11 protein-coding genes, 1 tRNA gene and 1 pseudogene are annotated in these 14,550 nt (G+C 43.6%); 6 read left to right on the top strand and 7 right to left on the bottom strand.

Translation table 11 applies throughout. The annotated features are described in order from the left end of the window. Positions 1-15 precede the first annotated feature (15 nt). From UCH003_RS06160 to murA, 4 genes and pseudogenes are all read right to left on the bottom strand, one after another. Positions 16-90: transfer RNA gene (locus UCH003_RS06160), tRNA-Gly, on the bottom strand. Positions 91-391: 301 nt separating this feature from the next. Continuing rightward, positions 392-739 (bottom strand): annotated as a pseudogene (locus UCH003_RS14030) (methyl-accepting chemotaxis protein); the annotation flags it as partial. 1,234 nt (positions 740-1,973) lie between these two features. Continuing rightward, entirely contained in the window at positions 1,974-3,173 is a 1,200-nt protein-coding gene (locus UCH003_RS06150) for a molybdopterin molybdotransferase MoeA (RefSeq protein WP_060825829.1), read from the bottom strand. Between the two features lie 3 nt (positions 3,174-3,176). Continuing rightward, entirely contained in the window at positions 3,177-4,445 is a 1,269-nt protein-coding gene (murA, locus tag UCH003_RS06145; RefSeq protein ID WP_039674854.1) for a UDP-N-acetylglucosamine 1-carboxyvinyltransferase, read from the bottom strand. A gap of 100 nt (positions 4,446-4,545) precedes the next feature. Here murA and UCH003_RS06140 point away from each other — a divergent pair, with 100 nt between their 5' ends. Further along, on the top strand, positions 4,546-6,444 hold the full coding sequence (locus tag UCH003_RS06140) for a PilZ domain-containing protein (RefSeq protein ID WP_060825828.1): 1,899 nt from the start codon (positions 4,546-4,548) through the stop codon (positions 6,442-6,444). Positions 6,445-6,558: 114 nt separating this feature from the next. Here the strand turns inward: UCH003_RS06140 and UCH003_RS06135 are convergent, their stop codons facing one another. The 3 genes from UCH003_RS06135 to UCH003_RS06125 all read right to left on the bottom strand — a co-directional run bounded on the left by UCH003_RS06135 (position 6,559) and on the right by UCH003_RS06125 (position 9,606). Continuing rightward, positions 6,559-7,122, bottom strand: coding sequence for a Fe-S-containing hydro-lyase (locus tag UCH003_RS06135; RefSeq protein ID WP_039674856.1), 564 nt, complete (start codon positions 7,120-7,122; stop codon positions 6,559-6,561). A gap of 12 nt (positions 7,123-7,134) precedes the next feature. Beyond that, complete coding sequence (locus tag UCH003_RS06130) at positions 7,135-7,986, bottom strand: fumarate hydratase (protein ID WP_060825827.1); 852 nt, start codon at positions 7,984-7,986, stop codon at positions 7,135-7,137. A gap of 210 nt (positions 7,987-8,196) precedes the next feature. Next, positions 8,197-9,606, bottom strand: a complete 1,410-nt coding sequence (locus UCH003_RS06125) for a DASS family sodium-coupled anion symporter (RefSeq protein WP_060825826.1) — start codon at positions 9,604-9,606, stop codon at positions 8,197-8,199. A gap of 195 nt (positions 9,607-9,801) precedes the next feature. Here UCH003_RS06125 and UCH003_RS06120 point away from each other — a divergent pair, with 195 nt between their 5' ends. Genes UCH003_RS06120 through UCH003_RS06100 form a run of 5 tightly spaced genes read left to right on the top strand, consistent with a single transcriptional unit; the run spans position 9,802 to position 14,546 of the window. Continuing rightward, entirely contained in the window at positions 9,802-11,919 is a 2,118-nt protein-coding gene (locus tag UCH003_RS06120; RefSeq protein ID WP_231964822.1) for a sensor histidine kinase, read from the top strand. Then, positions 11,916-12,566: a response regulator transcription factor gene (locus UCH003_RS06115; protein WP_041961739.1), complete on the top strand. Its 651-nt coding sequence runs from the start codon at positions 11,916-11,918 to the stop codon at positions 12,564-12,566. Before UCH003_RS06120 ends, UCH003_RS06115 begins: the two co-directional genes overlap by 4 nt. Then, positions 12,556-13,722, top strand: coding sequence for an MFS transporter (locus tag UCH003_RS06110; RefSeq protein ID WP_060825824.1), 1,167 nt, complete (start codon positions 12,556-12,558; stop codon positions 13,720-13,722). Before UCH003_RS06115 ends, UCH003_RS06110 begins: the two co-directional genes overlap by 11 nt. Beyond that, positions 13,703-13,984, top strand: a complete 282-nt coding sequence (locus UCH003_RS06105) for a hypothetical protein (protein ID WP_041961737.1) — start codon at positions 13,703-13,705, stop codon at positions 13,982-13,984. The genes UCH003_RS06110 and UCH003_RS06105 overlap by 20 nt, the downstream gene beginning before the upstream one ends. A 46-nt stretch (positions 13,985-14,030) precedes the next feature. Beyond that, entirely contained in the window at positions 14,031-14,546 is a 516-nt protein-coding gene (locus UCH003_RS06100; protein WP_060825823.1) for a SixA phosphatase family protein, read from the top strand. Positions 14,547-14,550: the final 4 nt, after the last annotated feature.

Here is a 14,550-nt window from a genome sequence, read left to right as displayed (position 1 = left end):
ATAAAAAGATAACAATGGAGCGGGAAACGAGGTTCGAACTCGCGACCCCGACCTTGGCAAGGTCGTGCTCTACCACTGAGCTATTCCCGCAAAACGGACGGAATTCTATCAAAAAAGCCCCTTCATGTCAATAGTTTTTGCTGCTCTTTAACGCAAAAACGCATATTTTTGCGCCGTTAAAGCATGATAATTGTAACACAAATTGACCGTGAAGGGCTTTAAAGCGCGTTTAAACCTGAAAACTATTGATCTCTTGTTCAAGCTCCGCCGTCGAACGATTTAAGTCGTTAGAGATAGAAAGCAAATTATCGGCGACTTGTTTATTTTCGTGCGCTAAGCCGTTGGCTTCTTCGACGCCTTTGGTCAGCGCATCGATCTCTTTAGATATATCGACGGCTTTTTTATACGCGACGTTGGTAATGTCCAAACTCTTCGCCGTTTTTTCTTTGGTTTCGTTTGCCATCGACGAAATTTTAATGGCATTTTCGTTCAAATCGACCACTTTTTGGCTGTTTTCTTTGATGTTTTCACTCGCACTCGAAACACTTTGAACCACCACGCTAATCGTCACGTCGATTTCCGAAAGCGATTTTTGCGTACGTTCGGCAAGCTTGCGTACTTCATCGGCAACCACCGCAAAGCCGCGCCCGTGTTCGCCCGCACGCGCCGCTTCGATCGCGGCATTGAGGGCTAAAAGGTTGGTTTGATCGGCTATATCTTTAATCATTTCCAAAATCGAGCGGATCTGCGCCGTTTGCTCGGCTAAATCGTGCATTTGCGTCGAAATATTTTGCTCTTCGCGACTCACGGTATTGATACTTTCGACGATTTCGTCCAAGGTCTCGATCATCATATCGAGCATGGCGTAGTCCTCTTTCATATACGTGGCCGACGTCTCGGAAATTTCACAGGATTCTTGCAATTCGCGATTAATTTTTGCCGTTAATTTTTTGACGTTCTCAACGATGCGATCTTGCTCTTTTGCAACGTTGGTGATTTGATGGGAAAAGGTTTGCATGCTTTTGTTGATCGTAGAATTACTCGACATCGTCGTTTTGGCTTTGAGCAAGGCTTGCTGCAAGGTCGACAAAAGCGTATTGAGGTTGCTGCTTATTTCTCCGATTTCATCGTAATTACACGGAACGATCGGTCGATTTAACGCCAAATCTTTGCTAATTTCGGACAAATGCTCTCCGATACGACCGATACGTTTGACGATGTAACGGCTAATCGAAAACAACAAGCCCGTCGTAATGACTAAAATAATAACCGAAACGGCAATGACGATGTACAAATTGCGATTGAGTTTCGCGCTGATTTCGACGCTAATGTCTTTGACGCGTTGATTGGTAAATGAAGAGATATTGTGAAAACGTTGACTGATATAGTGACAATCCTCTTCGATCTCAACCGCCATATCGCCGATGTCTTCTCGGTGATCTTTAACGTAAAGCGCATGAATTTTTTGAAGCTTCGGAGCGATCTTTTGAGAGTAACGTTCGTATGCTTCGTTTAGATTTTGCTTGAGCGTCGGATCGTTGTAAAATTCGCTCTTCAAGGCTTTAGCAAAAAAACTATTCATTTCGGTTTCGATTTTGGGTAAGCGATCTCTGGCTTGTCCCGTCGGCAAAAATTCACTGGTGACGTGAATTAAATCGTTTAAAATCATTTCAAACGTCGTACGTGCGGTCGTAATTTCGGCATCGGGAACCACATTTTTTTCATAAATAGTTTCCAAAGAACTTTTACCGACCAAGCTAGCATTGATTCCGATATACGAAAGCAGCGATAATCCTAAAACCGTTATGAGAGAGATGACGAGAAGTTTTGTAGAAATCTTTAAATTCTTAAACATTACCAAGCCTTTAGATCTTTCTGGATAAATTTTTCGTTCAATATACCGAAAAAAAGGTTAAACGGTCAAGTTTTTTATACTATTTTTCTGAAAATTAAATTATTTTTTACAATTAATCTCACAAAAGTGAAGTAATGCGAATCGTATCTCCTGCATTGACATGTAAATCCGTCTCATCGCTAATCCATAGCGCATTGGCATTTTGAAGAGGGCGAACCATCCCCGATCCGTATTTATTATTGCCGTACACTTCAAAGACGCCGTCGTTATGATACCCTAAAACAAAGTTGACGCGACCGGATTTCATCGTAAAAGAGGTTTTATTGACGGCGGTCAGTCGCGTATGGTAAAAATTCGTCTGCCCTTGAAGCTTTTTGAGCAAAGGAATTAAAAAAACAAACGCGTTAACATATGCCGCCAAAGGATTTCCCGGCATCGACGCGATAATCGTGTGATCCATAATACCCATCATCGTCGGCTTTCCGGGTTTGATATTGATTCCGTTAAAAACTGCCTCAAAACCGTTGGCTTTGAGCGCACGCTCGACAAAGTCCGCCTCGCCCATACTCACGCCGCCGCTCGTAACCAAAACGTCGTAATGTTTCATCGCCGCAAAATAGCGCGTCGCCGTTCTTAAATTATCGGGAATAACGCCGCAATACGAAGCTTTAAAGCCGTGTTCTTCCAAAAGTGAAATCAAAGAAAGCGCGTTAATATCGTAAATTTCGTCTTCATTGGCCCTTTCCCACGGAGCTTTCAACTCGTTACCGGTTGAAAAAACCGCAATATTCAGCTGTTTATACGTCAACACCATGCTGATACCTTGCGAAGCGAGAACCGCCATTTCACGAGACGTGAGTACCGTACCTTTTTTCAATAACAAAGAACCCAAAGCGGCTTCTTCGCCTTTTTGACGCAACGCATTGCCTTTGACGACTTTAGCGCGGGGCTTCATCCACATGTCGCCTTCAACAAAACACTCTTCAAACGGGATGATCGTATCCGCATCGTCGGGCACTTTGGCTCCGGTCATAATCTTATAACATTCGTGTTCGTCTAAACATTCCGACACGACTTCACCGGCTAAAATCGTTCGTTTGATACGCATTTTTTCACTCAAACTATCGAAACGAAATGCAAAACCGTCTAAAGCGGCATTGTTATACGAAGGAAGATTTTTTTGACATGTAATGTCGTGTGCCAAGGTACGTCCTAGAGCCTGAAAGATACTGACCCATTCGGCATGCGGCGTTTGCGTCGCCAAAGAAAGGCTTTTTTCAACGGCACTTAAAAAATCGATACTGCTTTGCTTTGCCATAATTTACTCCTCTAATCGTTCGATATTGGCGCCGAGTCTTGAAAATTTTCCCTCTAAATCTTCGTACCCGCGATCTAAATGGTAAATACGATGGATTTTCGTCGTACCCTCGGCAACGAGCGCGGCTAAAATTAACGCCGAACTTGCCCGTAAGTCGGTTGCCATAACATCCGCGGCATTGAGTTTCATTTTTCCCTCGACCGTTGCGGTGTGACCTTTGAGCTTAATATTGGCTCCCATACGAGCGAGTTCGCTCACATGCATAAAACGGTTTTCAAACAACCGTTCATCGATCAAGCTCGTTCCTTTTGCCTGCGTACACAACGCCATAAATTGTGCTTGCAAATCGGTCGGAAAGCCTGGATATTCGGAAGTTTCGATGTCGCATGCGATCATTTTTTCATTCGGGTGAATTGTCAACGACTCTTCCGTTTCGTCAATCTCAAAGCCCATCTGCTTCAGTTTCAAAATTACCGCTTCCAAATGCTTCGGGTTGACGTTTTTGAGCGTTATTTTGGACTTGGTAATCGCCCCGGCGCACAAATACGTTCCCGCTTCGATACGATCGGGAATGACTCGAAAATCGGGGATATTGAGCAATTTACCCCCGCTTCCTTCGATGATGAGTTTAGAGCTTCCCACGCCTTCGATCGTCACACCCGCGTCGCGTAGGACTTCGCATAATTGCACGACTTCAGGCTCTTTTGCCACGTTAACGAGCATCGTCGTTCCATGCGCCAATGCCGCCGCCATAATGATATTTTCACTACCCGTTACCGTCACTTTATCGAAAACGATCGTCGCACCCTTCAATCCTTTGGGAGCTTTAGCCAAAACATACCCTTGTTTAATCTCGATTTCCGCACCCATTCGTTCTAAAGCTTTTAAATGCAAATCGATCGGACGCTGACCGATAGCGCAACCTCCGGGCAAGGAGACTTCGCAATGCCCGAAACGCGCAAGTAAAGGGCCAAGCGTCAAAATAGACGCGCGCATTTTGCGGACAATGTCGTAATTGGCGCACGCCGAATTGACACTCGTCGCATCTACGTCTACGACGTTTTTTTGAACAAACGCATAGGTTGCACCCAAATTGGCAAGCAGTTGTAAAAGCGTTTTGACGTCGGCAACTTCGGGGATATTGGATATTTTAATTTTTCGTTTGGAAAGAAGCGTTAATGCCAGCAACGGCAACGCGGCATTTTTTGCTCCTGAAATCGTTACCGAACCGCTTAATTTTTGTTTGCCTTCGACGGCTAAATAGTACATCATACCCATGTCCTTTGAAAAGATGCATCTATTGTAGTCATTTATGATTGAATTTTCGATGAATTTTGGTAGAATTGACATCATTAAGATTGTGAGGAAAGCAGTGGTCTTAGAGCAATTTTTATTTGAAACGCGCTATTTGAGTATCGCGCACCTTTACTTCGGCGAAAAACGTTTAAGCATGCTTGAATCCGCTCTAATCCCTCATGCAACGTTTTCGTCTTACGATCTAGACTTATTATCGTATCGTGATCGCAACGACATTCTTTTTATCGAATTGGGCGAAAGTTCCAAAGAGAAGCTCAAACGCCTGCTCGGGATTTTTACGCAGTACAAACCCGTCGTCGCGTATCTTTTCGCTCAAGACGTCGAAAATCGGCTCTTACTGAAATTTGCTTTGCACTTCGGCGTTACCGATGTTTTACCGCTCAACAACGAAGCGACGCTTTTAGCCTCGATCTTTACCAAAAATCCCAATAAACTCGACGATAAACTCTACATGTACCAAAAAATCGAACTGGAAAAAAAGATCGAACATTTTTTCCCGTTTCTCGTCTTTCAAAATGCTCAATTAACCTATGCCAATGCACAGGCAAAAAGAATTTACGAAACAAACGATCTTTTGGAAATCGAAGCGAAGGTTCACGAAGACGTCGAATTAAGCGAGGTTCTGCTCAGCCATGAAGACGTACAAGGGAACATCGTCATCGAAACCGCCTCCAACAAAGAAGCGGAATATACGTGTATCGTCAAAGCGTTTGATCAAAGCGACGAAAAAATTATCACGCTGATCCCCGTCGATCAACTCCAAGACGTCAAACCCGCACAAACCGTCTTAAACCGTTTTGATTTCATCGATCGTCTTAAGGATCGTCTTGCGCAACAAAGCGTTACGAAAATGCCGGTTTCGCTCGTTTTTATCAATATTTCCAACCTCGATAAACTCAGTCGAACGTTCAAAAGCACCACGCTTTACGATGCTTTTAAAAATCTAATGCTTAAATTGTTTCAGCTCAAAGAAGAGAATCAAGAGTTGATTCAATGGAGTCCGAACCTTTACATTTTGATGGGGGAAGATCGAACTTTTGAGCATACGTGCGAACAAACAAAACACCTTCAACAAGAGCTGATTTACGCTACGGCAAGCGAAAAAATCACGCCGATCATTCTCTCTTCGGCCTTTCACGTCGAATCGGACGACTTGAACGTCGTTATCGACTATATCGAAAAGATTAACACCCAAACGCTTTTGCCCCAAGATATTGAAAAGATCAAATATTTTGAGCTCGAATACCTTGAAAACGTTATCGAAGAGCAAGAACAGATTCGGTATTTGATGCACAATTGCGTAAATAACAAAATTCCGATCAAACTGTTAAATATCTACAAAGGCTTGTGCATCAATACGCACGCTTATATCCTCAAAATCACGGAAGACAGTTATCAGATGAGTTGCGAAAACCTCCAAGGATATGCGATGCAGATCGAAAAAGAGACGGTTTTACAAGCACCCAATTTTCCCAAAGACATCAAAGCGGAAGTCTCGTTGGTCGACATTAAGCGTTCTTTCGTCGTCATTAGAAACCTCAAATTTATGCCCAGCAGTGCTAACAACCGTCAACACACGCGCGTTCAAACCAGCATTCGCACTCCCGTACTCATCAAATACGCCCATCGTTCTTCCGCTCAAGGCGATATTATCGATATTTCCGTGAATTCTATTGCGATGAAAGTCAGTAAATCGTTTCGCGAAGAAGAGATGCTCAACCAAAAAGTCCGTCTGAATTTTTCGCTTCCGAACGAAGAGGGCGACAACGGATACGTCATCATGGAGATCGAGGCAAAAGTAACCTACATTTTACAAAAAGACGAATTTACTAAGATCGTCGTGATGCTTGACAAGCTTCCAAAACCCTATGACGACTATCTGCTTCGCTACATGTATAACCGCCAAAAAGAGCTTATTTTCGAGATCAAAAAGGCAACGAAAGCGTATAATTGAAAGCGTATAATTGAAAGCGTATAATTGAAAGCGTATAATTGAAAGCGTGAAGCGTTCAAACAAGAGGCACGTTTAAGCGTACCTCTTGCAAGTGATTAGGTAAAGAAGAGGGGTTTATTCGAAAACTTCGTATTGAGCGCGACCCATTTTGTAAAGATCGGCTCCAAACGTGTCGTTAATAACGGTTAAAGGAAAATCGACGACTTCGAGTCTGCGAATTGCTTCAGGTCCCAATTCAGGATAGGCGATAACTTCCGCTTTTTTGATTTGACGAGCAAGAAGAGCACCCGCACCGCCGGTCGCACCGAAATAAATCGCTTTGGATTTAACACATGCATCGATGACGTCTTGGTTACGTTTACCTTTTCCGATCATCCCTTTAAGCCCTTGCTCGTTGATCAAGCGCGGTGAATAAGAGTCCATTCTGTATGAAGTTGTAGGACCTGCACTTCCGATCGGATCGCCCGGTTTGGGAGGAGTCGGTCCGACGAAATAGATAACCGCACCGTTCATATCGAAAGGAAGGGCTTGACCCGCATCTAAAAGATCCACCAATTTTTTATGTGCCGCATCGCGTGCCGTGTAAACAACGCCCGTTAAATAAACAATATCGCCTGCTTTAAGTTGAATGACGTCTGCTTCGCTAAGCGGTGCCGTTAAATGATAAGTTTTGCTCATTGTAATTCCTTCTTATAGCGTAATGTGCATATGGCGTGAGCTGTGGCATTGAACGTTGACGCTCACGGGTAAACTTGCGATATGGCAAGGATTTTTTTCGATATGAACGCCCAGTACCGTTTGCGTACCGCCCATACCCATAGCACCGATACCCAAGTTATTGAGAAGATGCATCAACTCTTCTTCCATAGATTCGAGTACCGGATCGGGATTTTTACTGCCCAATTCTCTAAAAAGCGCATGTTTCGAAGAGATAACGGCTTTTTCAAACGTACCGCCGATACCGACACCGACCGTAAGCGGAGGGCACGGGTTTGGACCTGCATCGGAGATTACTTGTTTAACGTATTCGATAATACCTTTTCTGCCTTTTGCGGGAGGAAATACGGTTGCGCGAGAGACGTTCTCGGAACCGCCGCCTTTAGCTGCGTATTCGATGTCGATTTTATCGCCTTCGACAAGATCGAAGTGAATGATCGCCGGAAGGTTGTAGCCGACTTCGTCTTTAAGGTTTGCGCGCGTATCCCAATGACAGGTAGAAGCACGTAAATAACCCTCTTTATAGCCTTGCTCCGTTCCTTCGTTGATCGCTTTTTTCAAGCTGCCTCCGACGACTTTGACGTCTTCGCCGACTTTGACGAAAAAGACGGCCAATCCGGTGTCTTGACAAAGCGGTCGCGCTTCATTCGCGGCAATATCTGCATTCTCTAAAATTTGCTTCAAAACTTGTCTACACACTTCACTTTTTTCCGTGTCGTAGGCACTTTGCAATGCTTTATAAGCATCTTTAGGCAAATTTGTCGCACTGTAAAGGATCATATCCTTTACGCTCTTGACGATATCTTCGTACTTAATCTCTCTCATTTTTCATCTCCGAAAAAGTTTGATTTTGAATAGAACTGATCAAATCGCTTGCACAAACCATTTAATCAATTCTATTGTACCTAAAAAGTAAAGTAGAGGTGCTAGTTTGAGTTTACATTTAAAAGGAGGGCACCTCTACGAATCCTTACATGTAAAGATTCGTAAAAATGCACACCCCGAATTACTTCGGGGTTGCGTACTTTTAATGTGTTAGACGAAAAGGAAAACACCTACTAACAAGACGGCAAGGTAGATCACGGCAAAAAGTGCACCCAAAGCCCACCATCTGGCTTGAGAGATATAACCTGCACCATACCAAATCGGAGAAGGACCCGTACCGTACGGAGTGATGATACCCATGATACCGAGTGAGCCGGCAAGTAAAATCATAAACGCAGGCAATTGATCCGGCGCGATAAATTTAACGGCGATCAATGCGAAAACCGGAACCAACGCGGAAACGTGTGCCGTAACGCTCGCAAAGAAATAGTGAAGAATGAAAAATACGATAATCATCGAGATCATTAACGCCATCGGAGAAAGACCCGTTAAAGAACTTTCCGCCATCGTTCCGATCCATTTTAAAATACCGACTTTACCCAAACCGCCTGCAAGTGCAACCAACGTGGAGAACCATACAAGAACGTTCCAAGCGCCTTTGTTACCGATAACGTCTTCCCAAGAGATAACTTTGCAAAGAACCATTAAAGCAACGATGGAAACAGCCGCAGTCGTAGCGTCGACGCTCAATTCTTTACCGAAAATCCAAAGGACAAGCGCAAGAACCGCAAAGAGCAACATCATGATCTCTTTAAACGTAATCGAACCCATTTTTTTAAGCTCGTTTGCCGCCCAAATCGGTGCTTCGGGAGATTGTTTTTGTGTCGGAGGATAAACGATATACGCCAACAACGGAGTTAAAAGGAAAAGCGGTAACATCAAAGGAATCATCACTTTTGCCCAAGCACCCCATTCAATGGTGACTTTAGCACTTTTTGCGATCAAGTCGACGGCTAGTAGGTTTGGAGCAAGTGCCGTTAGGAACATTGAACTCGTAACGCATGTCGCCGCCATCGCTACCCACGTAATGTATGAACCGAGTTTGCGCGGCTCGTTATCGGGAAGAGAGTTGAAGATTTGAGGAATGTTAATCGCGATAGGGAAAATCGTACCGCCGCTTCTTGCCGTGTTGGAAGGCATAAACGGAGCCAGTAAAAGGTCGGCAAACGCTACCGCATAGCCAAGCCCTAGCGAGCTTTTACCCATAAACTTAACCATAATAAGAGAAATTCTCTTTCCGAGTCCCGTTTTTTGATAACCTGCCGCGAACATAAAAGCTGCAAAGATTAACCAAATAATAGAGTTAGAGAAACCGGAAAGTGCCCATTTGATACCTTCGGCGGGCTTTGGATCGATAATCCCCATAAGGGCAACCAAACATACGCCTACGAGACCCACAAGAGCAGCCGGAACGGGCTCTAAAACGAGACCTACGACGACACCCAAGAAAATAGCCATAAAGTGCCAAGCATTTGCACTTAAACCTTCAGGTGCCGGAAGAAACCAAACAACCAACATTACCAATACCGGAATCAGCATTGAAATGGCTTGTTTTGACATGTAAAACCTCCATTAAATAATTTTTACTCAACATCTCATAAGTAAGACTGACGTAATTATAGGCGTAGAAAAGAGATATAAATGAGACTTTTTTGCTAAAATGGTAAAAAAAATAGCTGGAAACTTATGAATATCTTAAAAATAATAATTGGATTGTTTTTTTATAGCTCTTTTTTATTCGGCAACGAAATTTTATTGCTCCATTCCTACAATAAAGGGCTGAAATGGACCGACGGAATTTCAAGCGGCGTCGAGGACGTCATGAAAAAACATCCCGAGTACGAACTAACGACCCAATATATGGACAGTAAAAAAATCGAATCGCAAAACTACTTCGATGAACTGTTGGATCTTTACCGCAAAAAATTTCGCGATCGCACCTATAAAGCAATTATTGCGGCCGATAACTACGCCTACGAGTTTGCCCTCAAATACCATCGTGAATTGTTTCCCAATACGCCGATCGTCTTTTGCGGCGTCGAAAATTTCAATCCCAAAGACATTACGCCGTATCTCAAACAATACGTCACCGGTATTGTTGAGTATAAAGATATACGCAAAAACTTAGAGCTCATCCAAACCCTTTTCCCCGCAACGAAAATGGTCTATATTATCAGTGACGATGCCTACTCTTCCTTGATGATTAAAGATCAAATCGTCGAAGAGTCGAGCCACTTTCAAGATAAAGTACGCATCGTTTTCGACAATAAAATCGATTTTAAGACCATTGACGAAAAAATCGATAAATTACCCAAACACAGCGTCATCTTATTTACCAGTTTTTACCGTGACATGTACGGAAACTATATTCCCTATCATCGCTTACAATCTTTTTTCCAACGTTCCAAATACCCCGTATTTGCACTCAACCGTATTCATGTCGGAGAGGGCGTCATCGGAGGGTATATGGTCGATCCTTACGAGCAGGGCTATTTGGCGGCTAAAAGGGCTTTTGAGATTATCTCCGGCAAAAAAATCAGCTCTCTTCCCGTCAGCACGCCTTCGAATAACTATTTTTTCGATAACCTCGTACTGAAAAAATTCGGTCTTTCGACAAGCGACATCCCAAGTCCTTCCGTCGTGATTAACGGCGTGGAAAGTTTCTACGAAAAGCACCAAAAATTCGTCGAGAACGCCTTTACTTTGATGCCTTTGCTCCTTTTGCTCACGACGATTCTTGTCTTAAACATTATCAAACGTATCTCTTTGGAGAAAGAGCAACTCAGGCAAAGCAAGCTTGACTACGTTCTTTTGAATAACATCCAAAGTGCCATTTTTTGGAAAGCCAACGACGGAACCGTTTTAGGGTGTAACGAGCTCTTATGCGAAATTGTAGGCAGGGATAAATGGGACATCGTCGGACGTAACATTCAAGAAGTGATGCCCTCTATCTGCGATCAGATCCAAAACGTGCCGCTCAATAATCCTAACAGCACCGAAATCGAAATCCAATTTCCGCATCATGAGAAAAAAACCTTTGCGATTAGGCGCACTTACTATACCGACGAAAAAAACCTCGAAGCCGGCGTGGTGACCATTATGACCGACATTACCGAAAAGAAAAAGATCGACACCGAGCACAAACGCCACGAACAATTTGTCGTGCAACGCTCGAAACAATCCGAAGTCGGCGAAATGATCGCCAGTATTGCGCATCAATGGAAAACGCCGCTGGTCGAAATTTCGGCGATTGCGCAAGAGTTGATCTATAAACGCCGTAAAAAAGTGCTTGACGAAGCCGATACGCAAAAATTCGTCGACGACATTATGACGCAAGTTAAGTACATGTCACGCACCATCGACGACTTTAGACAGTTCATCAAACCCTCGACCCGACAAAGTGCCTTTGACGTCAAAGACGCCGTCGAAACAATGCTTGAAGTCGTTAACCATAATCTTAAATACAATTACATTACGATTACGATTCACGATTTATGTCAGGAAAAACTCTTAGCGTTCGGCTACCCTAACGAATTTAAACAATGTATTTTAAATATCGTTAATAATGCAAAAGATAGTATTCTAAAGCGAAGAGAAGCCGTATCGACCGAAGGCGTGATTTTGATTACGCTCCAAAGCGACGAAACGTCGATTTACCTCACGATCGAAGACGACGGTTGCGGAATCGAACAAGAGACGTTGGAGACGATCTTCAACCCGTTTATGAGCACCAAAGAACACGGTGACGGTTTTGGTTTATACATGGCGCGCCTGATTATCGAAGATAAAATGGGCGGAAAAATTTATGCGGAACAAAAAGAGCAGGGCGCACGCTTGTGCATTGTTGTTCAAAAATACAAAGGAAGCGTATGAAAATCTTGGTACTCGAAGATAACGAGCGTTTGGCAAACGTCATCGTTGAAGCGTTCGAAGATAAAAAATACCGCGTCGATCTTTTCGATAACGGCAAAAAAGCACTTGAAGCAATCGACAACGGATACGACTGTTATATCTTGGATATTAACGTTCCGGGCATCGACGGATTATCTCTTTTGAAAGAAATACGCAGCATGGACGGCGAAACTCCCGCCATTATTATCAGCGCAAACGTCGAACTCGAAACGATTCAAGAAGCCTACTGCAAAGGATGCGACGAATACCTCAAAAAGCCGTTTTACATGTACGAATTGGAAACCAAAATCGAACGTCTGTGCAAACCCAAAGCCCATACGATTCGCCTTGCCCAAAACTTTAGCTATTGCGTTGAGCATGAAAGATTGCTCGATAACCGAGGCGAAGAGGTAAAACTGGCGAAAAAAGAGATTTTACTGCTCAATCTTTTTGCAAAAAATCTGGATAAAAATATCACCTTCGAGCGTATTGAGCAGTACGTTTGGGGCGGAGAACTCACGACGACCGAAAACATACGAGCCCTCATTAAACGCTTGCGTAAAAAATTACCCGAAGAAGCCATCGAAAACCAAGGCGGCGTCGGCTATCGTCTCAATTATGAACGTTAAAACGCCTTTTCTCGCCTCACGCGAGGGGCTTTTGTACCTTTTAGCCGCCGCCGTTCCCGTCGCCTTTAGCGCATGGAACTCTTTGCTCAACAATTTTGCCGTAGAAGTCGTTCGTTTCGACGGCGAAAAGATCGGCTTACTCCAGAGTCTGCGCGAAGTTCCCGGCCTTTTGGCATTTACGATCGTCTTTGTTCTCATCTTTTTGCGCCAGCAAAGCGCGGCATATCTTTCATTGGCCTTGTTAGGAATCGGTACGATGCTCACGGGCTTTTTCCCCTCCGCCGTCGGACTTTACGTCACGACGATCGTGATGTCCGTAGGATTTCATTATCTTGAAACCTTACACAGCTCGTTAAGTTTACAGTGGATCGACAAAAACAAAGCACCGTCGTTTTTAGGAAAACTCTCTTCCCTCCGGTCGTTTATAGGTTTAGGTATCTTGGCACTTTTATACGTTTTGATGCAATACGCTAACGTCGGTTATACGGCGATTTACGCTTTAAGCGGTGCGATCACCGTTGCCGCCGCATTGTTTGCGTGGAGGGTTTTTCCGCATTTTAAAGACGACGTCATCCAAGAGAACAAACTTTTTTTACGTCGAAAATATTGGATTTTTTACGTTTTGACCTTTTTAGCCGGAGCCAGACGCCAAATCGTGGTCGTTTTTGCGGGATTTTTGCTCGTGGAACGCTTTCATTTCAGCGTCCAAAATATGCTTCTTTTACTCATCGTCAACACGGTTTTAAATATGCTCTGCGCTCCTTACGTCGGAAAACTCATCGAACGTTTCGGCGAAAATCTTTCGCTCAAAATCGAATACGGCTCCATCGTGCTCATTTTTGTCCTATATGCTATGGTACAATCCCTTGAAATGGCGGTAGGGCTTTACGTGATCGACAATCTCTTTTTTACGATCGCGATCGCGCTTAAAACCTATTTTCAAAAAATTGCCGATGCCCGCGATATTGCCGTTACGTCGAGTATCGGATTTACGATCAACCATATTTCGGCGGTTTTATTGCCTTTTAGTTTAGGCATTATTTGGACCTATTCCGTCTCCGCCGTTTTTTTGATCGGAGCTTTTTTGGCAACGATTTCATTTTGTTTAACGTTTCTGATGCCTAAAGGAGTGATGCATGAACCTTCAGTCTCTTGACGACGATTTTTTACAATTGGATTACGTATCCGACCCCAAACTATACGATGAAAAGCGCTATTTTAACGAAGAGGGCGATGAACCTTTTGATACGACCTCCAAAGCCCAAATGCTTTTAATGCTCAACACGCTCGCGTACGAGATGCAATTAGACACCTACGCGCTCAAAAAAATGGAAATCTTCTTGCGAAGCGAATTACCTTTTTTTGCGGTTACCCGACGCTTGGTACGCCAATGGGTCACGCAGAATTTTTTATATTAATATCATATTACGATGTTATAATGACGTACCAAGTGTGAGGTAAACAATGAAAAAAATTTATTTAATACGCCATGCCAAATCCAGCTGGAAAGACGAAACGCTCGATGATTTTATAAGACCTTTAAACGCAAGAGGCAAGCGCGACGTTCTTTTTATGGGCAAACGTTTGAAGATGTTCGACGTTTTGCCCTGCGCAATTTACGCAAGCCCTGCCAAACGTTCGGAAAAGACGGCAAAAGAGCTTGCCAAAGCCGTCGAATTTAACAAAAAGAAGATTATCTATACGAAAAAACTTTACGACAGTACCTTTGAAACCTATCTTTCGTTAATTCAATCCATCGACGATCACTGCAACGACGTGTTCATCATCGGACATAACCCAACCATTACCGAAGTCGGCGAACGCCTTAGCGGCGCAATTTTAAGCAATATCCCGACGTGTGCGATCGTTTGCCTTCGTTTCGACGTCGAACATTTTCACGAGATCACCGAAGAGAGCGGACATATCCTCTTTTTCGACTATCCGAAAAAACACCTTAAAGAGACTTCGCAAGAATCCTAAAGCT

The organism is Sulfurospirillum cavolei (genome assembly GCF_001548055.1).
GTDB lineage: Bacteria > Campylobacterota > Campylobacteria > Campylobacterales > Sulfurospirillaceae > Sulfurospirillum.
Note: the sequence above shows the minus strand (reverse complement) of the source record. Positions and strands in the feature narration are given on the sequence as shown.